At 70.5% G+C, this 23,466-nt stretch carries 18 protein-coding genes and 2 pseudogenes; 9 read left to right on the top strand and 11 right to left on the bottom strand.

What is annotated here, in order from left to right:
* Nucleotides 1–36: 36 nt before the first annotated feature.
* Nucleotides 37–2,436, bottom strand: a complete 2,400-nt coding sequence (locus ACFCZF_RS23895; RefSeq protein ID WP_376673383.1) for an RICIN domain-containing protein — start codon at nucleotides 2,434–2,436, stop codon at nucleotides 37–39.
* 399 nt (nucleotides 2,437–2,835) lie between these two features.
* Here ACFCZF_RS23895 and ACFCZF_RS23890 point away from each other — a divergent pair, with 399 nt between their 5' ends.
* The 3 genes from ACFCZF_RS23890 (at nucleotide 2,836) to ACFCZF_RS23880 (ending at nucleotide 4,813) form a co-directional block, all read left to right on the top strand.
* On the top strand, nucleotides 2,836–3,594 hold the full coding sequence (locus tag ACFCZF_RS23890) for an IclR family transcriptional regulator (protein ID WP_376673382.1): 759 nt from the start codon (nucleotides 2,836–2,838) through the stop codon (nucleotides 3,592–3,594).
* Nucleotides 3,595–3,679: 85 nt separating this feature from the next.
* On the top strand, nucleotides 3,680–4,084 hold the full coding sequence (locus ACFCZF_RS23885) for an STAS domain-containing protein (protein WP_375923559.1): 405 nt from the start codon (nucleotides 3,680–3,682) through the stop codon (nucleotides 4,082–4,084).
* Between the two features lie 123 nt (nucleotides 4,085–4,207).
* Entirely contained in the window at nucleotides 4,208–4,813 is a 606-nt protein-coding gene (locus tag ACFCZF_RS23880; RefSeq protein WP_376673381.1) for a class I SAM-dependent methyltransferase, read from the top strand.
* A 30-nt stretch (nucleotides 4,814–4,843) separates the two neighbouring features.
* Here ACFCZF_RS23880 and ACFCZF_RS23875 read toward each other — a convergent pair whose 3' ends face one another.
* Both ACFCZF_RS23875 and ACFCZF_RS23870 read right to left on the bottom strand, forming a co-directional pair.
* A complete protein-coding gene (locus ACFCZF_RS23875; RefSeq protein WP_376673380.1) occupies nucleotides 4,844–4,975 on the bottom strand; it encodes a hypothetical protein in 132 nt (43 codons plus the stop codon).
* 53 nt (nucleotides 4,976–5,028) lie between these two features.
* Entirely contained in the window at nucleotides 5,029–5,595 is a 567-nt protein-coding gene (locus ACFCZF_RS23870; RefSeq protein ID WP_376673379.1) for a TetR/AcrR family transcriptional regulator, read from the bottom strand.
* A 147-nt stretch (nucleotides 5,596–5,742) separates the two neighbouring features.
* On the opposite strand from ACFCZF_RS23870, the pseudogene ACFCZF_RS23865 reads away from it, so the two are divergent.
* From ACFCZF_RS23865 to ACFCZF_RS23850, 4 genes and pseudogenes are all read left to right on the top strand, one after another.
* A pseudogene (locus tag ACFCZF_RS23865) lies at nucleotides 5,743–7,195 on the top strand (MFS transporter).
* Nucleotides 7,164–7,417, top strand: a pseudogene (locus ACFCZF_RS23860) (antibiotic acetyltransferase); the annotation flags it as partial. The pseudogenes ACFCZF_RS23865 and ACFCZF_RS23860, both read left to right, overlap by 32 nt.
* 200 nt (nucleotides 7,418–7,617) lie before the next feature.
* Nucleotides 7,618–9,003, top strand: a complete 1,386-nt coding sequence (locus tag ACFCZF_RS23855; RefSeq protein WP_376673378.1) for a cellulase family glycosylhydrolase — start codon at nucleotides 7,618–7,620, stop codon at nucleotides 9,001–9,003.
* 255 nt (nucleotides 9,004–9,258) lie between these two features.
* Nucleotides 9,259–9,837: a dienelactone hydrolase family protein gene (locus ACFCZF_RS23850; RefSeq protein ID WP_376673377.1), complete on the top strand. Its 579-nt coding sequence runs from the start codon at nucleotides 9,259–9,261 to the stop codon at nucleotides 9,835–9,837.
* Nucleotides 9,838–10,096: 259 nt separating this feature from the next.
* On the opposite strand, the gene ACFCZF_RS23845 is transcribed toward ACFCZF_RS23850, so the two are convergent.
* The 4 genes from ACFCZF_RS23845 to ACFCZF_RS23830 form a co-directional block, all read right to left on the bottom strand.
* A complete protein-coding gene (locus ACFCZF_RS23845; RefSeq protein WP_376673376.1) occupies nucleotides 10,097–11,497 on the bottom strand; it encodes a lanthionine synthetase C family protein in 1,401 nt (466 codons plus the stop codon).
* On the bottom strand, nucleotides 11,494–14,658 hold the full coding sequence (locus ACFCZF_RS23840; protein WP_376673375.1) for a lantibiotic dehydratase: 3,165 nt from the start codon (nucleotides 14,656–14,658) through the stop codon (nucleotides 11,494–11,496). Before ACFCZF_RS23840 ends, ACFCZF_RS23845 begins: the two co-directional genes overlap by 4 nt.
* Before the next feature lie 86 nt (nucleotides 14,659–14,744).
* A complete protein-coding gene (gene lanA / locus ACFCZF_RS23835; protein WP_375923583.1) occupies nucleotides 14,745–14,906 on the bottom strand; it encodes an SCO0268 family class II lanthipeptide in 162 nt (53 codons plus the stop codon).
* Nucleotides 14,907–15,257: 351 nt separating this feature from the next.
* A complete protein-coding gene (locus tag ACFCZF_RS23830; protein WP_376673374.1) occupies nucleotides 15,258–16,700 on the bottom strand; it encodes a helix-turn-helix domain-containing protein in 1,443 nt (480 codons plus the stop codon).
* A gap of 242 nt (nucleotides 16,701–16,942) precedes the next feature.
* On the opposite strand from ACFCZF_RS23830, the gene ACFCZF_RS23825 reads away from it, so the two are divergent.
* On the top strand, nucleotides 16,943–17,566 hold the full coding sequence (locus ACFCZF_RS23825; protein ID WP_376673373.1) for a hypothetical protein: 624 nt from the start codon (nucleotides 16,943–16,945) through the stop codon (nucleotides 17,564–17,566).
* Between the two features lie 291 nt (nucleotides 17,567–17,857).
* Here the strand turns inward: ACFCZF_RS23825 and ACFCZF_RS23820 are convergent, their stop codons facing one another.
* The gene (locus ACFCZF_RS23820) at nucleotides 17,858–18,802 is read right to left on the bottom strand and encodes a hypothetical protein (protein WP_376673372.1); all 945 of its coding nucleotides are present in this window, start codon (nucleotides 18,800–18,802) and stop codon (nucleotides 17,858–17,860) included.
* A 183-nt stretch (nucleotides 18,803–18,985) separates the two neighbouring features.
* The gene (locus ACFCZF_RS23815) at nucleotides 18,986–19,381 is read right to left on the bottom strand and encodes a hypothetical protein (protein ID WP_376673371.1); all 396 of its coding nucleotides are present in this window, start codon (nucleotides 19,379–19,381) and stop codon (nucleotides 18,986–18,988) included.
* A gap of 446 nt (nucleotides 19,382–19,827) precedes the next feature.
* Between ACFCZF_RS23815 and ACFCZF_RS23810 the strand changes: the two genes are divergently transcribed.
* Nucleotides 19,828–20,670, top strand: a complete 843-nt coding sequence (locus ACFCZF_RS23810; RefSeq protein WP_376673370.1) for a DUF899 family protein — start codon at nucleotides 19,828–19,830, stop codon at nucleotides 20,668–20,670.
* A gap of 40 nt (nucleotides 20,671–20,710) precedes the next feature.
* On the opposite strand, the gene ACFCZF_RS23805 is transcribed toward ACFCZF_RS23810, so the two are convergent.
* Together ACFCZF_RS23805 and ACFCZF_RS23800 are read right to left on the bottom strand one after the other, a co-directional pair.
* Nucleotides 20,711–21,457, bottom strand: coding sequence for a pyridoxamine 5'-phosphate oxidase family protein (locus ACFCZF_RS23805; protein WP_375911073.1), 747 nt, complete (start codon nucleotides 21,455–21,457; stop codon nucleotides 20,711–20,713).
* Nucleotides 21,454–22,599: a globin domain-containing protein gene (locus ACFCZF_RS23800; protein ID WP_375911076.1), complete on the bottom strand. Its 1,146-nt coding sequence runs from the start codon at nucleotides 22,597–22,599 to the stop codon at nucleotides 21,454–21,456. The genes ACFCZF_RS23805 and ACFCZF_RS23800 overlap by 4 nt, the downstream gene beginning before the upstream one ends.
* Between the last annotated feature and the right edge of the window lie 867 nt (nucleotides 22,600–23,466).

Genomic DNA, 23,466 nt, shown 5'->3' with positions numbered 1-23,466 from the left:
AAACGCTCCTTTCACTCCCGACTCACTCCCGACGCGTCACACGAACTTCCAGAGGTGGTCGGCGGTGCCGTTGTCGTCGAACTGGACGACCTGCGCGCTGTTGCCGGTCGACATCCCGTCGACGCCGAGGACCTTGCCGCTGTGCCGGTTCCGGATGCGGTACCAGCCGTCCCCGTCGTCCACCAGCGTCCACAGGTGGTCGGCGGTGCCGTTGTCCTCGTACTGGACGACACGGGCGCTGTTCGCGGTGGACATTCCGTCGACGCCGAGGACCTTGCCGCTGTTGCCGTTGCGGATCAGGTACCAGCCCTCGCCCTGGTCCGCGAGCTGCCAGGCGTGGTCGGCGGTACCGGAGTTGTCGAACTGCACCACACGCGCGCTGTTCTCCAGGGACATGCCGTCCACGGCGAGGACCTTGCCGCTGTGCCTGTTCTGGACGCGCCGGAAGGGCGGTTCCGGCGTCCAGGCCCTGCCGTCGGGTGCGGCCGTGGGGAACGCGGTGATGCGCAGCCTCGCGGCGCCCATGGGGACCAGGGTGACCGTCTCCACGGGGGAGTCGCTGCGGGCCGGCCCGGCCTGCAGGGGTGCGACCACGTTCTCGTCGTCCGCGATCCACTCCTCGATGCGACGGGCCTCGGCGGTGATGCGGACCGGGACCGTCTCGTGGGTGAAGGGGTTGTCGGGCACCGGGCCCCGCGTCGGGGTGAAGTCCAGTCGGGGCGACGCGGCGAGACCGTAGTTCCACGCGGAGGTGGCGTGCACCGCGTACTCGGGGAAGGCGTCGTCGCCCGCGTAGCGCTCGTACCGCTCGCCGATCCGCAGGGAGTAGGTGAGGGGCCCGTGCTGGACGCTGACGGCGTCGTGCTGGTCGGGCCAGTGGCGCAGCGTGGTCCGCTGGGGGAGACGCAGGGACACCTTGTCGCCGTTGCGCCAGGTCCGCCGTACGGTGACCCAGTCGGGTCCGCCCGGCGCGGCCACGGAGCGGCCGTTGACGCGGACCTCCGGCCCGTCGCACCAGCCCGGCACCCGCATCCGCAGGGGAAAGGCGACCGGGCCGGGCGTGGACACGGTCAGCGTGACGGTCTCGGTGAACGGATAGCCGGTGTCCTCGGTGACGGTGACCGTCGTGCCCCCGGCGACCTGCGCGCGGACCCGGCTCGGGGCGTACATCGCCGCCGCCAGTCCACCGTCCGGGGTGGCCAGCCACAGCTCCTCGGTGAAGTACGGCCAGCCCATGCCGTAGTTGTGCGGGCAGCAGCGGTACTGGTCGACGCCGGGCTGGAAGGCCTGCATGGCGAAGCCGTTCTGGAACTGCCCCTGTGTCTTCGGCCGGTCGTCCAGATCGACGCCGTTGGCGCTGGTGACGTAGTGGATGGCCCTGCCCTGCGGGTCAAGGGAGGCGGGCAGCATGTTGAAGGCCAGGTCCTCGCACCGGTCGGCCCAGACCGGGTCGCCGGTGATCCTGGTGAGCAGCTCGTGGCTGGCCATGAACTCGACGATCCCGCAGGTCTCGAAGCCCTGCCGCGGGTCGGTGAAGCCCGGCCGGTAGTTCTCGTCCCCGGCCATGCCGCCGCCGGGGAACTGCCCGTATACGTCCATGACCTGGTCGTAGGCCCGGTACGTGGCCCGGATCAGCTCCGCGTCACCGGTCACCAGCGCGTACTGCGCGGGCTCACGGAAGCCCTGGGCGATGTTGACGTTGTGCCGGGAGGGCGTGGGACCCGTCCAGTCGGCGCCCAGGGTGTGCATCTTGGTGGCCAGGTCCAGCAGGAACGCCTCGCCGGTGCGGCGGTGCAGCCACAGGGCGACGTCGAGGCCGTCGCCCCAACGGTAGGAGACCCAGCTGGTGTTGAAGGCGCCGGGGCCCTGGGCGTTCATGAAGCGCAGGAACCGGGTGATGAAGGGGACGATGCGCGCGTCCCGCGTGTACTCCTCGTACGTGCGCAGCGCCTGGAGCAGCGGCAGGAACGGCCAGAAGTCCGGACCGCCGTTCAGCGACGTACGCAACGCGCGCGGTCCGAAGAAGCCGTCGCTCTGCTGAGTGGCCAGGATCGCCTCGATCCAGGTGCCCGAGCGCGCGAGTGCCTCCCGGTCCCCGGTGGCGACCGCCATCGGCACGTATCCGCGCAGCCAGTACGGCACTTCCTCCCACGCCCCGCGCTCCGGGTGCACCCAGCCCGTGGCCGAGAAGTCGAGGAAGTGCGACAGACTCTCGAACCGGCCGCACAGGCCGTCGAGTTGCAGCCTGAGCTGACCGGCGAGCCAGCCCCGCGCGGTGACGCTGCCCGCCGGCAGCTTGCGGAAGGCCTCGGGCGCGAGCGCACCGGCCGCTTTCGACGTGGCGGCGGTCGCGGAGGTGCTCAGCGGGCCGCCCAGCGCCGCCGTGCCGAGGGCCAGGGCGCCGGTGCCGAGGAGGGCGCGTCTGCTGACGGACATGCGGGTCTCCTGACTGTGGACTCGGATGCTTCGGTGCCGCCGGTCCCACCACGGGCCGCACGGGGGCAGGGCTCCGTGCCGACGGGGGTACGAGGTCGCGGCGTTGTACATCGTTGGAAGGCGAGAGCGCACTGAGGATGAGAGCACACCCCGGGACGACCGTCCAGAGCTGTGACTCGCCCGATGCGGCCGGGTGAGCGCTTCCGGCCAACGGCTGTCGGCAGCGGATCGGACCGGCGTGGAGGGGAGCGAAGCCGGCACCGTTTCGGGCTCTGCCCTACCGCCCGGGACTCCCGGCGTCAGGTGCCGCAACGGGCCGGAGCACCGTCAGACGCCCCTCCTGACGAGCCAACCGGCCGCGGACTTGCGTGGACCGGCGTGGGCGAGCACCGTGGAGAGATGAGTGGAAAGGACGGCCCCACACTCATATCGTCGGTGCAGCGAGCCTTCCGGCTGATGGAAGCCGTCGGCGCGCACGAGGGCGGTGTCCCGGCCAAGCAGCTGGCGCGTGAGACAGGGTTGGCCCTGGCCACCACTTACCATCTCCTGCGCACGATGGTGCACGACGGCTACGTGCGCAAACTCGACGACGGCACCTTCATCCTCGGCGAGAAGCTGGGCGCGCTGCACGGAGGAAGCCGTGATCAGGCGGCACTCAGCCGGGTCCGTCCGACGCTCACGGAGTTGCGCGACGGCCTGTCGGCCGCGGCCTATCTGACGTTCTACGAGGACGGCGAGATCCGGGTCGCGGAGATCGTGGACGGCCCGAAGGCCCCGCGGGTCGATCTGTGGGTCGGTTTCGAGGACGCGGGACACGCCACGGCGCTGGGCAAGTGCGTGCTGCGCGAACTGGACCAGGAGGCTCGCGCCGACTACCTCTCCCGTCACACGCTGAACGATCTCACCCCTCGCACCATCACCTACCCGCGCGAACTGCTACGACGTCTCGACGCCGCTGCTCAGGTGCCTGCCGTCACCGATGTCGAGGAGTACGCCCTCGGCACCGCGTGCGTGGCGGTGCCCGTGCGCCAGGGCGACACCATCGGCGCGCTCGGGATCTCCCTGAACGTCAGCCGTGCCGCCTCCCTCGAGGATGCCGTGGCGCGGCTGGTCGTCACCGCGGAGCGTGTGTCCCGGGGACTCTCGCTCACCATCTGAAATCCGGGCCCTTGTGACCGCGCTGCCGTTCCCGTTTCCTGGATGAGAAGGGACAAAACGGTCGGCGATCTGAGGGATGGATAACGTGAGTGATCAGGGCCTGGCAGGACCGCAGGGGTCGGTCGGTTTCCGCGTGACCCATGGCTGGACCGTCGTCGACGCCACGGGTGAGATCGACATCGCTTTCGCGCCCGTCGTGCGAGCCGAGGTGTTCCGACTCGTGGCCGACGGTCACCGACATTTCGTTCTGGACCTCTGCGGCGCCCCTTTCCTGGACTCGGCGGGGCTCGGCATGATCGTCGCGGTCACCAAGCGCATCCAGGCCCACCACGGCTCGCTGCGCATCGCCTGCGACGACGAGCGTCTGCTCCGCGTCTTCTCCCTCGGCGGGCTGCGTCCCGTCTACTCGTTCCACGACTCCGTGGATCAGGCCACCGCTCAGCCCGCCGACGGCGAGGAACTCGCCGACTGGCCGCACGTACGGCACTGACGCACACGGCGCCCGCTCCGCGCCGGGCCACGGCGCGCGAGCCGACTCCGGGCGTGGCGTCCCCGTGACGGCGAGGGCAGGCTCCCGGAATGACCAGGCGATCGTGGACCTAGACTCGCCGGTATGAACCGATGGGAGCAGCTGACCGGAGGTACGTCCGGTGAGGAGTACGCCGCTCGTTTCGCGGAACTCGCAGAACACGGACAGGACGTACACGGTGAGGCGCGACTGTGCGCCACGTTGGTGCCCCGCGGGGCACGAGTGTTGGACGCGGGCTGCGGCACGGGCCGGGTCCTGATCGAGCTCGCCCGACTCGGATACGACGGCGTCGGCGTGGACAGCGACGCTTCCATGCTGAGTGTGGCCCGCAGCAGTGCGCCGCGACTGACCTGGCTGGAAGCCGACCTGTCCGACTTCGACCCGGCCGCCGCGGGCATCACTCCTGGCTTCGACCTCGTCGTCGCCGCGGGCAATGTCTTTCCCCTCCTCGCTCCGGGCACCGAAGCCGACGTCGCGGCTACGCTGGCCCGCGCGCTGCGCCCGGGCGGCCTGCTCGTCGCCGGCTTCGGCCTGGACCAGGACCACCTCCCCGTACCGCCCGGCCTCACTTTGACGCAGTACGACGCCTACTGCACCGGAGCCGGCCTCACCCTCACCGACCGCTTCGCGACCTGGGGCGCAGACCCGTATGACGGCGGCGGCTACGCGGTGAGCGTCCATCGCCGCTGATACCGCCCCGCGGTCTCACCCGCCCGGAGATCAACGCGGCCGATCATCTTCCACTGCGCGCTGGACGTCGCCGAGATCGTCCGCCGGCTGCAGGGTGTCCGCCGGCTTCAGGATGAAGGAGAGAAGGTCGCCCGAGCGGGTCGGGAGCGTGTCGGCGAGCACGTCATGGTGCCCTGGCGCTGCGTCCGAGGGCTGATCCCGGGACCGGGCCGGGGTCACAGCAATCGGTCGACCAGGCCGTCGATGTAGTCCGGGGTGAGCGGGACCATGCCGAACAAGACGCGGATGTACATCGGCGCCAGGACGTGGTCCAGCACGTCGAACGCGTCGGGTGCGTCCTCGCCGCGGTCGCGGGCGCGATCGAGCATGGACTGCAGTTGCCGGGTGCGTTCGGCGCGGAGGTCGGCTCCAGCCTGCAGACCCTGCTGACCTGTACTCGACAGGGCGACGGCCAGGTGCAGCACCGCCGGGCCGTCGGGTCCGGTGATCTCGCGGGCCACTTGGGCCGCGTACGTGCGCAGGTCGCCGGCGAGGCTCCCGGTGTCGGGCATCGGCGACTGCGCGTTGAGGCGGGTGAGCGCCACGTCGGTGAGCAGGGCTTCCAGGCTGCCCCACCGGCGGTAGATGCTGCTGTCGGCGACACCTGCGCGCGCTGAGACCTCGCCGACGGTGAAGTTGCCGTAGCCGCGCTCACCGATCAGGTCGGTGACGGCCTGGTGCACCTGCGCGCCGATGCGGGCGCTGCGACCGCCGGGCCGCCGGGCTCGCTGTCCCTCGTTCATGCCCCCACCTTAACGCAGTCGGTACTTGCGTTTAAGGGCGCGTCTCTTTACAGTCTCCTAACGCAGCCGACGCCTGCGTTAGGGGGCGAGGCGTATCGCCACCCGCGTCGACCGTGGCCGGCGCAACCAACAATCGAGGGGGATCCCATGGCCGCATCGCATGCGACCGCAGGCAGTCGACCAAACCGGGTCATGCTGCTCACGGTGACCTGTTTGGGCCATGGTGCTGCTCGACAACACGATCGTCGGAGCGGCGCTGCCCGACATGCAGCACCGGCTCCACACTCAGCTGACCGGTCTGCAATGGATCGTCGACTCGTACGTACTGCTGGTCGCCATGCTGTTGATGTCGGGCGGTGTCTTCGCCGACCGGTTCGGCCGCAAGCGGGTGTACCTGTCCGGCGTGGCAGTGTTCACGGTCGCGTCGCTGCTGTGCAGTCTCGCGCCCTCGGTCGGCTGGCTGGTCGCCGGCCGGGTGCTGCAGGGCATCGGAGCCGCGGCGCTGAGTCCGGCCTCGCTCGCCCTGCTCGCCGCCGCCTATCCCGTGCCGCAAGAACGGATGAAGGCGATCGGCCTGTGGGCCGGAATCAGCGGAATCGGTCTGGCCGCAGGCCCCGTGGCCGGCGGCGTGTTGACAGAAGCCTTCGGCTGGCCCGCCATCTTCCTGGTCAATCTGCCCGTCGGGGTGGTCCTGTTGCTTGTCGGCCTGCATCACCTCGGCGAATCCCGCAATCCGAGCGCCCCCGCGATCGACATCCCCGGCACGGTGCTGTCTGTTCTGGCGGTGGGGGTACTGACCTACGGGCTGATCGAGGGTGGTGCCCGCGGCTGGACCTCACCGGTCATCCTGGGCTGCTTCGCCGCCGCGGTGATCCTCCTCGCCGCCTTCGTCACCGTCGAAGCGCGTCGTCCCGCACCGGTGCTGCCGCTGCGACTGTTCCGGCAGCGCCTGTTCAGCGTGGCCAACACCGCCATGGTCGTGGTGGGGTTCGCGCTCATGGGTTCGTCGTTCTTCTTCTCCCAGTTCTTCGTGTACGTCCAGGGCAGCTCGATCCTGCTCGCCGGCCTGCAGACCCTGCCGGTATCCCTCGCCATGGTGATCGTCAGCCCGTACGCGGGCCGGCTCGCCGCCCGGCACGGCTTCCGCATCGTGGTCACCACCGGCCTGGCCTTGGCCGGCCTGGGACTGCTGACCCTCGGCATGGTGCACGCGGACACCGGCTACGGGAACGTGTGGTGGCGACTGGGACTCGCCGGCGCCGGCTTCGCACTGGCCATGTCCCCACTGACAGGCGCCGCCATCCAAGCGGTCAGCCCGCAGGAAGGCGGCCTCGCGTCAGGCATCAGCAGCACCACCCGGCAGATCGGTGCGGTGCTCGGCGTGGCGGTACTGGGAGCCGTCGTCCGCACCCGGCAATCCGGCGGCGCCTCCTTCGAGACCGGCCTCAACAGCGCCTTCGTCGCAGCCGGCGCCATCACACTGGCCACCGCCGTGTTCACCGGCCTGTGGCTGGTGAGGTCCAAGCCCGCAAAAGGCCCCGGGACGCCCCGACGCTCCTCTCAAGCAGGTGGTGAAGTCGTCGCTGATCGACGTCGGTGACGTCACCTACTACGACGATCCTGACGACCTAACCGCGTTCGAGACGCGCAACGTCGTGTACCGCTACGGTCCCGAGCAGCTTGTCATCGGCAAGTACTGCGCGTTGCGGACGGGAACCCGGTTCATCATGAACGGCGCCAACCACCGCATGGACGGTCCTTCCACCTTCCCGTTGCCCACGATGGGGGCTCCTGGGCGGAGCACTTCGACCTGATCACCGGTGCTTGACCCGATCCCTCCTGCTTTGCGGCCGTCGCCGGTTATCAGCCCTTTGACAGCTCTGTCCGTTTCTTCAGGACGGCATCGGCATTTCGGCGGTCCGACACCTATCGCGCAACAGCGCGCAGGTGTACGTTCTCGGGCCGATGGGCTTTGGGAGCGCTCCCATCCAGTTGTGTCCGCTTCGTGCGAGGAGGAACGCATTGAAACGCCTTTTGGTTTTACTGGCGGCCGGCGCAACGGCCGTCGGCCTCACGACGCTCGCCGGGCCCTCGGCGCAGGCGGCCACCGGCTGCAAGGTCGACTACACGATCACCAGCCAGTGGCAGGGCGGCTTCCAGGCCGGCGTGAAGATCACGAACCTGGGGGATTCCGTCAGCGGGTGGAACCTCAAGTTCACCATGGCGGACGCCGGGCAGAAGGTCGTACAGGGCTGGAACGCGACCTGGTCGCAGTCCGGCTCCGCGGTCACCGCCGCCGGTACCGACTGGAACGGCACGCTGCCCACCGGTGCGTCGGCCGACCTGGGATTTGTGGGTTCCTTCACGGGGAGCAACCCGAAGCCCGCGTCCTTCACGCTCAACGGCGTGACCTGCACAGGCTCCGTCACCGATCCGCCGACGGACCCTCCGACCGACCCGCCCGCGACCGGCACTCCGGTGGCCACGAACGGCCAACTGCACGTCTGCGGCGTGAACCTGTGCAACCAGTACAACCGCCCCATACAGCTGCGCGGAATGAGCACACACGGCATCCAGTGGTTCGGCAAGTGCTACAACGACACCTCCCTGGACGCCCTTGCCGAGGACTGGAAGTCGGACCTGTTCCGCGTCGCCATGTACGTGCAGGAGCAGGGCTACGAGACCGACCCGGCAGGCTTCACCAGCCGGGTGAACAGCATGGTCGACATGGCCGAGGCCCGCGGCATGTATGCGGTGATCGACTTCCACACGCTGACGCCGGGCGACCCGAACTACAACCTCGACCGCGCCAAGACGTTCTTCTCGTCCGTGGCCGCCCGCAACGCGAACAAGAAGAATGTGATCTACGAAATCGCCAACGAGCCCAACGGCGTGAGCTGGACGGCCATCAAGAACTACGCCGAGCAGGTCATTCCGGTCATTCGGGCCGCCGATCCCGACGCCGTCATCATCGTCGGCACCCGCGGCTGGTCCTCGCTGGGTGTCTCGGACGGCTCCAACGAGAGCGAGGTGGTCAACAGCCCCGTGAACGCGACCAACATCATGTACGCGTTCCACTTCTACGCCGCGAGCCACAAGGACGACTACCGCGCCGCAGTGAGCCGAGCGGCCTCGCGACTGCCCCTGTTCGTGTCCGAGTTCGGCACAGTGAGCGCGACCGGCGGTGGTGCGATGGACCGCGCGAGCAGCATCGCGTGGCTTGACCTCCTCGACCAGCTGAAGATCAGCTACGCGAACTGGACGTACTCCGACGCCGACGAGGGCAGCGCGGCGTTCAAGCCGGGCACCTGCAACGGCAGCGACTACAGCAGCAGCGGTGTACTGACCGAGTCGGGGGCGCTGATCAAGAGCCGTATCAGCAGTACCGACAACTTCCCGACCAGCTGATCCCGACAGGGCTCCGGGCATGCCCGCAGCCCTGTCACCAGTTGGGAGCGCTCCCGCCGTCAGTGGAGTCTCCGGGCCGCCAACCTCAACGGCGCCCGACCATCAATCGCCGGGTTCCTCGCAACTGTCCCTTTTCACGGATCATCGAACCGGGGCCGCCATCCTGATCCTGTATGCGGGCCCGCGGATGTCAGTGCCGCGGGGCATACTCGTGCCGCGGCGCCGCCCGGGCATCGCAGCACGAGGGGAGGCAGCATGGCTGAGGTGCTGGTCTTCCACCATGGACACGGGCTGACCGCCGGCGTTCGCGAGTTCGCCGAGCACCTGCGACGGGCCGGACACACCGTCCTTGCCCCAGATCTGTACGAGGGGCAGGTGTTCGAGAGCCTGGAGGAAGGCATCGGCTACGCCGAGAACGCCGGGTTCGACACGATCACCGAGCGTGGAACCGCCGCCGCCGAGGGGCTGCCTGCGGATCTCGTCTACGTCGGGTTCTCGCTCGGTGTCATGTCGGCGCAGAAGCTGGCCCAGACTCGCCCCGGCGCGAAGGGCGCGCTGTTGATCGAGGCATGTGTCCCGGCCTCGGAGTTCGGCAGCGCCTGGCCCCAGGACGTCCCGGTCCAGATTCACGGCATGGACGCAGATCCGTTCTTCGCCGGGGAGGGCGACGTGGACGCCGCCCGCGAGGTCGTCGGGGCGGCTGCCGATGCCGAGCTGTTCCTCTACCCCGGCGACAGACACCTGTTCGCCGACAGCAGCCTCCCGTCCTACGACGAACACGCCGCGATACAGGTCAACCATCGGGTACTCAGCTTTCTCGACCGAGTTAAGTAGGACATCAAGATTCGACGACGCCGTTGCGGACGAGTAGTTGGACGGCCCGCGTGGTGTCGGGATGGTGGGCGCCGCGCTCTGAGCCGGTGAGGGGGAGGGGCGCCAGGGGCTCGCGGGTAGATCCTTGGCCGGGAGCGGTGGAGGCTGGACCGTGGGATGGGATGCAGCACAGCCGGTACCGTCCGACGGAGCCCGGCGGGCACCGCCCGACGCAGCCCGGCCGGCCTGTCCCGACCCAGCACATCCCGCGCTGCGCGAGCTAAGCCAGCAGCAGCGGCATGTCCCAGTCGGCCGGTGTGCCGTCCACCGCGTACGAGTCCAGGGCGAGCGCGACGCCGGCGGCCCCGTCGAGGTAGCCGGAGACATCGGAGCCGAACGGCACCTTTGTCATCGTGAAACGCAGCCCGAAAGGCAGTGCCGGGTCGAAGGCGGAGACGAGTTCGGCGGCGATGTCGTCCCGCAGCTCGGCCAGCCGGGGGTCCTGCCACAGTTCGTCGAGCCGGCCGAGCTGGTGCAGGGCCCCGGCCCAACCGTGGCACAGCGCATGGTCGTCGATGCCCCAGGCCGACCGGGGAAGGACGAGCAGCCGGTCCACCGAGGCGCGGGCGAGCTTCGAGAAGTCAGTCCGGTCCAGCGCCCGTCCGGCCAGCTGCAGAGCGCGCGAGACCCCTGGTGCTCCGTAGCACCAGGCAGGCCACTTCGCGTCTCCGTCGTAGGCGGCAGGGCCCCGTTGCCACTGGGAGAAGGAAAGGTAGCCGGGCCAGAACAGGCCGTACCGGTCCGCCACCGCCCAGGTCCGCAGCAGTTCGGCCGTCGCCTCCATGGCCTCCCGCTGCCCCGGCACCCGCACACCTTGCTCCCAGGCCAGGGCCAGCAGGGCGAGCGGCCCGGCGACGCCGTGCGAGAGGCCCAGGTTGAGATGGCCGCCGGGGAACGCCGCCTCGGAGCCGGTCCGGGGCGCGTCCAGGGCCCACCAGCGCGGCACCACTGCGCCTTGGTGCTCCACGGTGCCGAGCGACAGGCGTACGAGGTAGTCGAGCACCGCCGTCAGTGGCTCCTCACAGCTCTCCGACCGGGCCAGCAGATAGCGGCCGACACCCGTCAGGCCACGGACGACCTCGTAGTGCCCGATGGTGGGCAGCGGCCGGTCCTCGACGGGCGGCAGGACAGTCCGTACGAGATCGCGCTGGTAGGCGTCGAAGCGCTGGAGTGCGGAGACGTAGCCCCCGGTGGTGCGGTGAGCGAGCAGCACGGCGAACGCCAGGGCCCCCGGCCCCTTGAAGATCCCGCTCGCGGCGGCGGGCCGGCCCGAGAGGGCGCGGGTGCCTGCCGTGAGATACGCATGAGCGCGCGGCACCTGCCGGGCCGCGTCCCGGGCGGCTCCCGTGAACGCGAGCGCGAGCCCGGGGCTGCCGCTGCCGAGGGTGAGCTCGGCCCAGATCGGCTCGGCGACCCCGTCGTCCGCGGCCTGGGCCGGGATGCGCGTGGCCGCCATCGTGGCGGCGGGGTCCGCGAGCCGGTTCAGGATCTCGGCGGATACGGCGGCAGCACGCTCCCGGAGGTCCTGAGCGGACTGGCCGGCCGGGCGCTCCCGTGTGCCGCCCTCGGTGGTCCCGTTCATCATGTGCTCCCGTGTCCCGCCCCGGGGGGTTCCGGTCATCGTCCGCTCCTGCTCTCGTGCTGCCGACGGCCGACATGGGTCCGCACCGCGCCCCGCAGCACCGCGTACCCGCGGGCCTCGGCCGCCCGGTCGATGCCGAACAGCCGGTTGTGCCGCATGTGCAGCAGCGACAGCAGGGCCTCGTCGCGGTCGGCCTCCGGAGCGGACAGGATCAGCTGCCCGTACGCGCGCGGCTCGGGCGACTCGGACCACAGTGCGACGAGGGACGGCGCCGCGAGTGCTTCCGCCGCCGACGACACCGCGCCCCCCGGCCTGATCAGCCGGTCGGCGACGGCGCGGTGCCGCTGGTAGACCTCGTGCTCCGCGGTCTTCGTGAACATCCGGTCGACCCAGCCGCACCAGTCCCAGTCCCCGAGGGACTCCAGGAGCACCGCGTGCCCGAGCCCGGCGAGCACGGCGGTGGGGAGGGCCCGCGCGGCGCCCCGCAGAGCGCGCACCTGCACGAGCGCCGACAGGCTGTCCGTGCGGAAGAAACGCTCGGCCGCCTCCTGCAGGGCCTCGCCTCCGTACCGGTCGCTCTCGGGCCGGTACGCGTCGAGGGTCATCGTGCGCAGGGCCCCGCTCTCGACGAGGGCCCGTGACACCCGGCTGATCGCGGGCAGCACCCGGCCGTTGAGCGCCACGGGATCGCCGTGGAAACGCAGCCGCAGATGCGGCTCGGGGTCCTGGTAGCGCAGGAAGAACCAGCGGTCGACCTCGTCCTCGACCTCGGCGAGTACGGCCGGCAGATGCTCGGCGAGCAGCGCATCGTGGGCCGACGGCTCCGCGTACCACTTGGCGAACAGCCAGTCCTCGCCCGGCAGATGGAACCGCGCGGGGGCAGGCCGGACCGGCGAGGCGGTCCGCGCCGGCTCGGCGCTTTCCGGCGCCGTAGCCGTAGCCGTACGCCGGGCGGACCGTCGCGCGCCCGCTAGAGGCACCACGATCTCCGTGCTGTGTCCGCCGTTCCAGCCGAGCTCCGCACCGCCGGCCGTCAGGTCCTCGTACAGGACGAACTGGGGATGTGCGGCGGTCAGTTCGGCGCGCAGCAGGTCCCGGTCCCAGCGGTCGCGCAGGTCGACGGGGTACATCTGGTCGTTGCGCGCGATCTGCAGCCGGTCCGGTACGGCAAGGCGCCGACGCCAGGCGTCGAGGCCCTGCTCCCACACCTCGGCGCCCGGTGCCCGGGCCGCGTCGCGCAGCCGACGGCCCGGCAGCCAGCGCTTGGGCATCACTACCACCCGCCCGTAGCGGATGCGCGGCAGATACGCCAGGGCATCATGTCCTGCCCAGTCCCAGCCCGACCATACCCGGGGCCGCGCCGTCGCGAGATCCATGAGGAACCGGGCCACCGGCGGAGCCTGTGTGTCCAGGGCCAGCATGTGCGGCAGCACCGGGCGGACCGGACGGCCGCTCTCCGGGTGCAGCAGCCGCAGCCCGTCGGAGCCGGCGGCGACGAGCAGCGAGCGCCAGTCCAGGCAGCAGGGGTCGTCCCGGTCGTCGGGTACGCCGACGGGGATGCGGTACGGCAGCAGCCGGGGCACCTGGACGATGTTGAGGCCGCGCGGCTCGCGGGGCATCAACTCGACCTGCGCCGCGATCACCGCGTCGCCTGGGGTGACGGCGGTGTCGGCGATGTCGATGTCGGCGGCCAGCCGGGCGAGTTGGCCGGTGAGGCCGGCCGCCGCCGCGAACCGGCCCGCGGTGGCGCCCGCCGTCCAGGCGCCGATGTGCGGGCTGCCGAGCAGCCGGAAGTCACCGCGGTCCAGTGCGGCGGTGCTCTCGGAGAGCACCTGGAAGCAGAGTTCGAGGCTGCGCGGCGGCGCGGCCGCGGGATCGTGCCCGGCGACTTCGGCGAGACGCCGTACGACCTCGTCGGTCAGCACCAGGTCGCCGCCGGACAGGACGGCCTCCTGAAGCAGCTCGCCGATCATCGCGCGCCGGGGACCGTCCGCCTCGTCGCCGGGGCCGCCGCGTGCGTACGCGGGCTCCGCGCCGTACTCGGGGGGCAGGCCGAGTCCGCGGTGCGAGTCGACCAGCTCGCCCAACGGCACGGCGCAGGCGGTGCCGTAGCGCTCGATGAAGCGCTCGCGGTAGTCCCGCATGTACGCCAGCGTCGTCCACTCCGTGGTGATCGCCCAGATCGCGGCCGCGTACCGGCACACCTCCCGCCCGACCGCCTCCGGTACGACGAACTCGCCGGGTATGTGCAGATCCACGTGCAGCGGCGGCCGGGCGTGCGCGTCGCTGTCCGTGCCGGGGACGTCGAGGCGGCGGACCTCGTCCAGGAGCTGCTGCCAGGAGTCGCCGCCCAGCCCCGGGGGGTCCTCCTGATGCCGGGCACAGGCCGCCCGGATGTCCCGCAGCGCCTGCGCGTCGTCAGGAAGCGCCGCGTCCAGGACCGCCTCGATGCCGTCGAGCAGCGCGCCGTCGATGCGGTGCGGGGTGATCGAGGTGAGCAGGAAGCCGTGCTGCAGGAGCCCGGCCAGCTGACGGTCGAGCCGCTCGGCGTCCAGCGCCGGAAAGCGTTCCGCCAGCGAGACGAGCAGACCGGCATACCGCACCGGGGTCCGCGCCCGCTCGCGCACGGCGCTGACCAGAGCGTTGTCACGCACCGACTGCTCCTGACCGCCGGTACGCAGATACAGCCGCCCGTCCCGCAGGAAGCACAGGTCATTGACTACGACGTCCACGCGCCGGCGGACGGAGGGCTCGGTGAGCCAGGCCAGTACCCGGCGGCGCAGCCACGCCCCGTCGAGCCGGACCGCGACCTCACCGGTGCCCGGCTCCGCCTTGGCCGCGGAACCGAACCGGGCGGTACCGACACCCGCGAACAGGCCGAACGGTGTCGGGCGCGCCCCGGCGCGGCGGGCGTACCGCGTCAGGGTCCGCGCGGCGCTCAGGGTCCGCTTGCGGCCCAGCGCGGTCGCGCCTTCGTCACTGGTCAGACCGGCCAGGCTGTGGGCCAGCGAGCCGCTGGCGACCCGGACCGCCTGAGCGAGCAGGGGATCGGAGACGAGTTGCCGCGCCCCGGAGACCGGCTCGGCGGCGTCGACCGTGGCCAGAGCGGCGCCGCGCGGCCGGCTCGCCATCCGGACGAGCACGGGCTCCCGTACCTCGAATGCTGCAGATGCTTGGTGGGCTTCGGACTCCGCCGCCACGTGTGTGCTCCTCGCCGTCGTACGGAAGAGCGGGGCGGGCGCCGGGCCCGCCCCGCTCGGAAGAGCCCCGAGGGGGCCTCAGCCCGTCAGCAACAGATGGGGCAGCGCGTGCCGATCGCGTAGCTGCTCGGCGAGGTGAAGGTGCCCTGGCCGAACGACTCGGCCTGCTCCGGCAGATCGGAGACGCGCAGATCCAGGTCGAGGTCCAGCTCGGGGGCATCCTGGGACAGAACGATCTCGGTACGCATGCTTCTCCCTTGGGTGGTGGGGTGCACGGAATCGAACATCCAGGGCCCTGGTTGTGGGCCCGGACATGCGCAACCTTTACTCACGCCACTGACAGTCGGTAGACAAAATCGAGCCATTGATCAAGGGGTCGGCCACTGCCGGGGGAGGGGTGCGAGAAAGGGCTCCCTCGCATGTGAAAGGCGGCAGCGCCGCCTGAATCGCCCGGGCACCGCGCACATCCGCTCAGGTCGGGGAGCGCGAGTCAGCCAGTCGTCGATCCCCGCGAGCGGCTGGGCAGAGGGGAAGGACGCACAGTCCTGGGAACGACCCGGCATGCGCGTCCGGGGCATCCCCTCCGTCGTGCCCCGTCCTCAGCTGTAGGGCCCCCACCGGCGTTGCAGGGTGTCGTACATGTACCGGGGCAGGCCCTCGATGGCGCTGGTGCGGAACGGGCGGCCGTCGTCGTCGATGCGCACGGTGCCCTTGCGGCCCTGGGAGGACCAGTCCAGCTCCAGGTACCAGCGGCAGTCGCACGACCTGGTCCCGGCCGTGACCAGCAGCACTTCGGGGTCCTTCGCCGAGACGCGGTAGGGCATCCGCACGGCCGGGATCGGAGTGCCGGAGTCGTTCCCGGCGACCGCGCGGGCGATGGGGCGGTCCTTGTCCAGGTCCACGGCGAAGTACCGGGGAGTGATCGAGCCGCCGCAGCCCTGGTCCATGGCGTAGGCGTTGCCCTCGGCCGGCGCCGTACGGCCGACCACGCGCACGCGCAGCGCCTCCAGCACGACGGCCGTGTCGCTGCGCCCCTGCACCGACAACTGCACGAGTGTCTCGCCGCCGTGCACCGCGCTCTGCGTCGCCGCCCATGGCGCCGCGTCCTGCGGGGCAGGCGGAGGGGGAACCTGGCCCGGCGGCTTGGCGATGACGTAGTCGTGACCGCAACCGAGCTTCCATGCCTGGGAGTTGACGGACCAGGTGAGGGGCAGCCCGGCGGGCTGTTCGCCGCGGGGCGAGGCGGATGTCGCGTCGGGCGGGCGAGAGGTGCTCGGCTTCTTCTTCGGGGCGGCGGAGCTTGAAGGCCGCTCGGAGGTGGGGGTGCCGCTCGGGCTGGGGGAGGCGCGTCGTCGCTCAGGCGCCCTGACCTGCGCCGTGCCGGACGCCGTCGGACCGGCGACCCGGGCAGGACCGTCGGCGGACGCACGCCGCCCGTCCGGCAGCGCGGACAGGGCGCCGAGCGTCGCGAGCACGGCACAGACGGAGGCCAGCCCGACCACGAGACGTCTACGGCGGTACCAGGGGCGGCGCGGGAGCGGGCGCGCGGGCGCGCCGGGCTCTCCGGGCGCAGGGCCCGTTTCGGCGCCCGAGCTGTTGGTGGCCTTCGGCGCTGTGTCCGGTGTGGCGACCGGACCGCCGTCGGCCTTCGGCGCCGTGTTCCGTTCGGTGATGCCCTCCACCGCTGTGTCCGGTCCGTCCGCCGCGTCGTTCACGGCTTTTGCCGCCGTGGCGTCGGGCGCGCTCTGAGCGGCTCCCGCCGTACGAGGCCGACGGCGGGCTGCCACTGCCAGGAGCCAACGGCGGTGGAGTTCCAGGCGTTGCTCCGAGGTCGCTCGGCACAGGGCCGCGAAGCGTTCCACGGGGGCGAAGTCGAGCGGCACCGCGTCGCCCGCGCAGTAGCGGTGCAGCGTCGAGGTGTTCATGCCCAGACGGCGGGCCAGCGAGCCATAGCTCCGGTCCGTGCCCTCCTTCAGCGCCCGCAGCAGTACCGCGAACTCCGCCACCTCGTCGATGCCGTCGTCGTCGTCCTGTGCCGGCACAGGTCCCCCCCCGTCCTCGTACGACCCCACCCGGCCCGGGACGGTATCCCAGGCACCCCATGTACCTGCACGTCAGACGGCCTGGGATGGTTCCACCGTGCCCGATCGGCCGTCGGCTGTTGCGCCCGGCCGCTGTGACCGCTGATGCTTTTGGTGCCGCACCGACCAGGCCCGGGCCGACCAGTCGGCCTCGCCGCGGCATCCACGTCCACGCACTCATCCACCGGGGGACACCCATGGCCATGTCCATGCGCATCCGAACGAGCGCTCTCACCGCACTCACCGTCGCCGCCCTCGCGGCGGGCACGGTCCTCACGGCACCGGCCGCCGGCGCCGCGCCGAAGGCCGCCGCGCCCAAGTTCCTGTCGGCGTCCCAGCTGCCGCCGCATCCGACGTCGTCCTGGACCGCCGGGCCGGTCACCGACGGGTTCCCGGAGGAACTCGGCCTCTGCGTGAGCACGGAAGGCGTGCCCTCCTACGACTACCGGCACCGGCAGTTCCGGACCGACCTGGACACCAGCGCCGTGCAGTTGACCGTCGTGACGGGCACAGCCGCCCAGGCCAAGGCCCTGGCGAAGCACTACGACGACCTGATCCGCACCTGCGCCGACCGCATCGAGGAGTCCTCACCCGACGTCGAGGCCGAGGGCCGGGACTACGGCAAGCTGCCGGTCGAGGAGGGCGCCCGCGTCCGCGGCCTGCACACCGAGACGTCCTGGGGCGCCATCGACGTCGCCCTGCTGTCGGTCGGGCGGGACGGCAGGACCGTCACCGTCGTCAAGTGGGGACAGATGGGCAACTTCGGGAACGCGCCCGTGGCCGCGTTCAAGAAGACCACGAGCACGGCCGTCGACAAGCTGTACTGACCGGGCGGCTCCACCGGAAAGGGCCCGGGCCGTCCTCCCGCCACGGGGGTCGGGAGGACGGCCCGTATCGGGAGGCGTTGGACGGTCATCCAGAACGTCGTGCTGACCGAGATGCGCGCGGTACGACGAGAACTGCTGGGCGGGCTGATCTTTGAGAACACCCCCGAACGGCGCGCCAGGAGCGAACGGTACCGCCGGGCACTGGGCTACTTCAGCACTGGGCTGCCCATCCAGTTCCGCGCCGGGATCACTGTGCACCGCCACTGGGTGACCAGCGGTCGGCGAGCCGGCTCAGCCGCGCAGGGCCGACGCGAAGATGCCCGGCAGTCGGGTCGGCCTCGGGTCGGTGGCGTAGGCCGTCAGGGGTGCCATCGTCGAGCGCCCGGTGCGGTTGGTGACGTAGTACGGCGGACGTGGCGACAGCGACGGGGAGCCGGTGAACAGGCCGCGGGGGGAGGGAGCGAAGGGGGCTCGCAGGACGGTCTTCTCCACGTCCTCCAACATGAACGCGTTGTGCACGAACCCGACGCCGCTGCCGATGTCCTCGCGGGTGTGGCCGGGGAAGGCTCCCCACGGTGTGTAGCCGAGGAGGAAGCCGAAGCCGGACCAGCAGTTGACGCCGAGCGTGCCGTAGCGCAGCGTGGCGACGGCGTCGTCCACGGCGGCGCGGTGGTCGCGTTCGGTACGGGGGTGGACCAGCAGTGTGGCGCCGAGGATGCCGGGCAGCCGTTCGTTGGCGAACTCCGTAGCCGCGCGCAGGAAGTCGGGTACGTCGTCGCCCGGCAGACGGACCACGCCCAGGGCGCTCGCGAACACCTCGTCCGTGAGCATCGGGTCATCCGGGTCGGTGATGTCCGGGACGAGGACGCGGCAGGCGTCGTCGCCGTGCGTCTCGGCCTCGGGGTGGGCGCGGGTCACGGAGTCGAGGCGGTCGGCGGCGCCGGGGTAGTAGCCGCCGCGCCGCGGCAGTTCGCGCAGGACGTGACGGATCTCGGAGAGCAGCCGCTCCGTGCCGTCCCAGTGGCGGGGCAGAAGCAGGATCTGGGTGGCGACGCAGTTGTGCCCGGCGTTGTTGAGCTTGCTGGTGACGATGTGCTCGGCCTGGAAGCGGAAGTCCGCCGCGCTCCACGGCCCGGGCGTCACGATGCAGGGGCCGACGCCGTCCAGCTCGCTGGTGAACGGCTTGTCGTTGAGGCGGGTGTTGGCGCGTCGGCGTTCCTCGCCCCGGTGCCCCACACGATGGCGTCGTGGGTGCGCTCGCTGCCGGTGACGTGGATGGGCGACACCACCTACACCGGCGACCACTTCCACCTCGTCGACACCGGCCGCCCGCCACGATGGAGATGACCTCCCGTCGAGCACATGCCTCGGCCGGAGACAGTGCCGACACGGGAACGGACGTGCGACAGTACGCAGCGATCACGACGAGGCGGGCTTGCTCCGCCGGCCGGCCCGGCCGAGCCCGGCCGCGGCCACCGCGCACAGCACCCCCCACCCAGCCGCGAAGTCGGCGACCTTCACCCGCTGCTGCCCGGTCAGTACGGTCCCGAAGACGACGGCGTCGCTCAGGTCGGCTGCGACACGACACGCGCTGACCGCCTGCAGCGCCTGCGGGCCCCGGGCACAGACCATGGCCGTGCCGATGGCAGCGTCCCGGGCACCGACCGCCCGGATCAGCGTCGCCGTGGACTCCTGTACCTGCCCGTCATCGTCGGTGAGACCACAGGGCCGGGCAAGCCAGACGGGCCGCACCATGATCGCCACACTGTAGGCGGCGGTCGCCGCGCCCAGAATCCGCACCAGCTTCACACCCATACTCCTGCTCCTCACTCAAGCACCGAAGCGATCGTGTACCCAGGGCGCACTGAAACACCGGCCAACGCCCCGCATGTCGCCGGCTGCGGCGAGTCCAGGACGGCCACTCGGGCCACCGCGCAGGAGTGCAGGAGTGCAGGAGTAGGGACGTCAACACCAAAGTGTTCTCGGGTCGCTCGACGCGTTCGACCTTCGCGAACTTCGCGCCAGTCCGAGCCGGCGCGACCAGGTGGGAGGCGTTGACGGTGAGCCAGCGGGCCTGTGCGGACTCGATGAGCTTGTATGCCGGCCCACGCAGAGATCGCTGGCCGATACGGTGAGTGACGCAGTGGGTATGTTCGAACACGGTAGAGCCGGGTCGGATGCGTGTGACGGCGATCCCGATCGGCAACTACGTCGCTGAGGAGCGATCCGTAGCCACGATGATGCGATCCCAGGAGCCGCTGATGTCCGAGAACCCGAACAAGGCGCAACCGCCGGTCGTCGACCGCGCGACCTTCGAGCAGCAGTTGGAGGGGCTGCGGGCAAGGGAGAAGGCCCACACCCGCGAAGGCGACGCGATCGCCGCCGCCCGCCGCAGGCTCCCGATGGTCGAGGTGGCCGCAGACAGCCCGCTGCTGGGGCCGGACGGTCCCATGACGCTTCTGGACGCGTTCGAAGGGCGACGCCAGTTGATCGCCTACTACTTCATGTGGTGGCCGGGCCGGCCAGCCGCGGAGCAGTGCGAAGGCTGCACCTGGGTGATGAGCCACGTGGGCGAGCTGGCCTATCTGCACTCCCGTGACATCACCTTCACCGTGTTTTGTCAGGGACGGAACACCGCCTACGGCTTCGCGGATGCGCAGACGTCGTACGAGGAGAGCCTGCGCTACCGCGCCTTCATGGGCTGGACGATGCCGTGGCATTCCGCCCAACCCTCGCTCGAGTCGCTTCTTGCCGGCCGGGAGCTCGGCTTGTTCCACCTGGTGTGCTACCTGCGCGACGGCGACCGTGTCTTCGAGACGTACTGGACCAAACGTCGCGGGGCCGAGGCGGTGGACTACAGCTACGCGCTCATGGACCTCACGGTGTTCGGACGCCAGGAGGCCTGGGAGGACTCACCGGCAGGCTGGCAGCGCCTCGGGCACGCCACGCGGACCCTGGGCGGGGCTCCCGACTGGCCGCCGCTGGGGGAGGAGTGGTCGGTTGGACGTCCCACAGCACAGTGGCCGCGCGTCGACGCCGGCCGCTCTGATGACTTGGGCGCCACCGGCACCGGCCGGGCGACCGAGAGCGGTCACTGCCACTGATGGCGGATGGGCGATCGAGGGCCATTCGCATTGCGGGCAGTCACCGCGGCTCCTCCGCCGCGGATACCTGTTCACGCAGGTCTGGAGGGCGCACGCCGGTCCATCGGGTTTCGGTGTGACGCAGCCGCTCCGCCTGGTCGCCGCGGGTGCCCTCGGTCCGCCATCCGCCCGCCCGCGCCGATTCGTGGTGATGGGCGACCGGCGGGACGAAATAGTCGCTGTCCTTGGGGCGGCCCGTCGATGATCCTCGGGGGCGGGGCGCCGGCTCCAGGTGCGGGATGTACTTCGAACACTGTACGTAGGCTTCGTCCACTCTGAGGTTGACCCACAGAGCGGGCTGACGACTGAGTGCGGAGTCGACGGGCAGGTACGGATGGGTGTGTCGTTGCTCCCCGTCGCCGACCACATGCGCGGTTCCGTTGACGTGGAGACCTATGTGGTGGTGGGTGAAGTCCATGAAGAGCATGCCCAGGTGGGGGTTCTCCAGGATGTTTCCGTTGCCGGCGTGGACTCCGTTGCCCCGGTACTCGGGGTAGGTCAGGGTACGGTCATCGAGGTCGATGACGAATCCGGGCGGCCCGGCCCGGAAGCCGGTGTCGCAGTTGCCGGCCGCGTCGGCGGTGGACAGGAAGACCATGGCCTGGCGCCTGATGAAGTCACGCATCTCAGGTGTGAGGTGGGACTGCACCTGACGGTCGTAGAACGCGGCGGCGCGGTCTGTCGTCCCCAGATGGCTCTGAAGAAGGTGTTCTCCGGCGGACCCAGGTCCTGCGGGTCGGTCGCTCATGCGCGGTTGTCCTGTTCTTCTTCGACGTGAGCCGAGTCCAGGGGGGCATCCAGCACCGGTACGCCCAAGGGGTCGTGGTGAATCGCGGAGGCGGGCATCCCGCAGCGCTGCAGCGCCTCCCGGGTCGCGGCGATCATGCCCGGCGGTCCGCTGACGAACGCCTCGGTGCCTCCCCATGGCCCGGACGCGGCGATGACCTCGGGGAGGGAGCCTTCCGCTCCGGGGATGCGTTCGTGGGACACGGCAGCCCTGACCGTCAGCCAGTGGTACCGCTGCGACATCCGCAGCATGTCGTTCAGCCCGTAGAGCTCGTTGCCGGTACGCGCGCCGACGAACAGGCTGACCCGCCGTTCCGCGTTTCGCGGTTGCTCGTCGGCGATCTGCTCGATCAGAGCCTTGACCGGAGCCAGACCGGTGCCGCCCGCCACGCACAGCAGATCGCCCTGGAACGCGGAGGAGAGCACCATGTCACCCTCGGGAGGGCCGAGGCGGACGACGTCACCCACCTGCGCGCGGTAGACGAGTGCGTGGCTCACGTGCCCGCCGGAGACGTGACGCACGTGGAAGGTCAGGGTTGAGTCGGGCCGGGGGGCGTTCGCCGGTGAGTAGTGCCGCCACACCCGGGGCCGCCACGGCGTTTCCATGCTCACATACTGTCCGGCCTGGTACGGATACACCGGATCCGTCGCCACGGTGATCTCCGCCAGCGCGTTACCCAGGCGGCGGTGTTCGATGATCCGTGCTGCCCAGGTCGCGGGGCGCAGCCGGGTGTCGTCGTTCGCGGCGAGCATCATCGTCTCGGAGGCGATCCCGTAGGCCCGCTGCCAGGCCAGAGCTATCTCCGGGGTCCAGGCAGGCCCGGCATAACGAGCGAGCGTTTCGAGCAGACACTCGCCCACGGCCGCATAGTGACCGGGTTCCGTCCCGAACTTGCGGTGGTCGCGACCGAGTCGGGCACAGAAGCGGGCCAGGTGCTCAGGGGCGTCGACCAGATCCACGATGCGCAGCAGTGCCCGCAGCAGGCGGTCCCGCTGGATGTCCATATTCTCCGGGAAGAGACCACGGACGTCGGGGTAGCGCATGAAGAGGATCGCGTAGAAGTAGACGGCCAGCTCATCGACCTGCGGTTCCACTACGGCCACGCTGCGGCGGATGAGATCGCACTCGAACTCACTCAGCGGCTCGGGAAGGGAGAACGCTCCCGCAGGCTGTTGCCACTCCGGGGCCGCCGGTGAGGGGCGAGCCGTGCTGTCGTATCCATGGAGGCGGACACCATCGGTACCGAGCGTCACACGCCGCCCCACGGGCCGGCCGACGATGCTCTGTACGTCATGGTCTCGCGTTGCTTTTTCACGTCGCTCTTCTCTCCCCTGTGATCACCTGTACGTCTGAGTGATGCATCACAGCTGAACATCTGTCACACGGCAACGCCGAGTTGAGTGGCGCCAATCCGGACAGGTGAGCGACGCGATTAGAGGGTACGTTCCCTCAGGTGCACGTAGGGTGACCGGGCTGTGAGCAAGTAGCGAAGACTTCGAGGACGCCCGCGCATCAGTCGCGAGCGTTGAGCTCCACTTCCGGCCCCGCCATGGGCGCGATCGGCTCGATCGCTTCGCTCGGCGCTGTTTCCACTGAACCGGGCGGCAACGTCTCCGCCGGACCGGTCGGCGAAGTCCCGTCTGCCGCTGACGCCGGGAGAGTTCAACGCCGCAATGGACCGAGCCCTGACGGCGCTGATGGCGACCTGAGGGACCCCTCGGGCCGCACGGACGCAGGGGACCCCTCGGGCCGCAGACAGGACATCGAGAACCAGGTCACCACCTGGCGGCGCGCAGCACGCCGTCACTGTCAGGCAGAGCAACGTCGAACAGCGGGTGCCGTTCGTCGAGGGTCAGGGGCAGAGAGCAGGCTGCTCTAGGTGTACTGCCCAGCCAGGTTGGTCGAGTTTGTGCGACGACACGGTCTGAATCTGTAGGACGGCGAAGGCCTCCGGTTGTGGAGTGGAGCTG

The sequence above is a fragment of the Streptomyces sp. NPDC056296 genome, assembly GCF_042268605.1.
Taxonomy (GTDB): domain Bacteria; phylum Actinomycetota; class Actinomycetes; order Streptomycetales; family Streptomycetaceae; genus Streptomyces.
This window is presented reverse-complemented; position numbering and strand designations above follow the sequence as displayed.

Excerpts from the sequence above, each read along its gene's own strand:
- ACFCZF_RS23895 (WP_376673383.1), bottom strand. The coding sequence starts at position 2,436 with ATGTCCGTCAGCAGACGCGCCCTCCTCGGCACCGGCGCCCTGGCCCTC.
- ACFCZF_RS23890 (WP_376673382.1), top strand. The coding sequence starts at position 2,836 with ATGAGTGGAAAGGACGGCCCCACACTCATATCGTCGGTGCAGCGAGCC.
- ACFCZF_RS23880 (WP_376673381.1), top strand. The coding sequence starts at position 4,208 with ATGAACCGATGGGAGCAGCTGACCGGAGGTACGTCCGGTGAGGAGTAC.
- ACFCZF_RS23870 (WP_376673379.1), bottom strand. The coding sequence starts at position 5,595 with ATGAACGAGGGACAGCGAGCCCGGCGGCCCGGCGGTCGCAGCGCCCGC.
- ACFCZF_RS23850 (WP_376673377.1), top strand. The coding sequence starts at position 9,259 with ATGGCTGAGGTGCTGGTCTTCCACCATGGACACGGGCTGACCGCCGGC.
- ACFCZF_RS23845 (WP_376673376.1), bottom strand. The coding sequence starts at position 11,497 with ATGACCGGAACCCCCCGGGGCGGGACACGGGAGCACATGATGAACGGG.
- lanA (WP_375923583.1), bottom strand. The coding sequence starts at position 14,906 with ATGCGTACCGAGATCGTTCTGTCCCAGGATGCCCCCGAGCTGGACCTC.
- ACFCZF_RS23825 (WP_376673373.1), top strand. The coding sequence starts at position 16,943 with ATGTCCATGCGCATCCGAACGAGCGCTCTCACCGCACTCACCGTCGCC.
- ACFCZF_RS23815 (WP_376673371.1), bottom strand. The coding sequence starts at position 19,381 with ATGGGTGTGAAGCTGGTGCGGATTCTGGGCGCGGCGACCGCCGCCTAC.
- ACFCZF_RS23810 (WP_376673370.1), top strand. The coding sequence starts at position 19,828 with ATGTCCGAGAACCCGAACAAGGCGCAACCGCCGGTCGTCGACCGCGCG.
- ACFCZF_RS23805 (WP_375911073.1), bottom strand. The coding sequence starts at position 21,457 with ATGAGCGACCGACCCGCAGGACCTGGGTCCGCCGGAGAACACCTTCTT.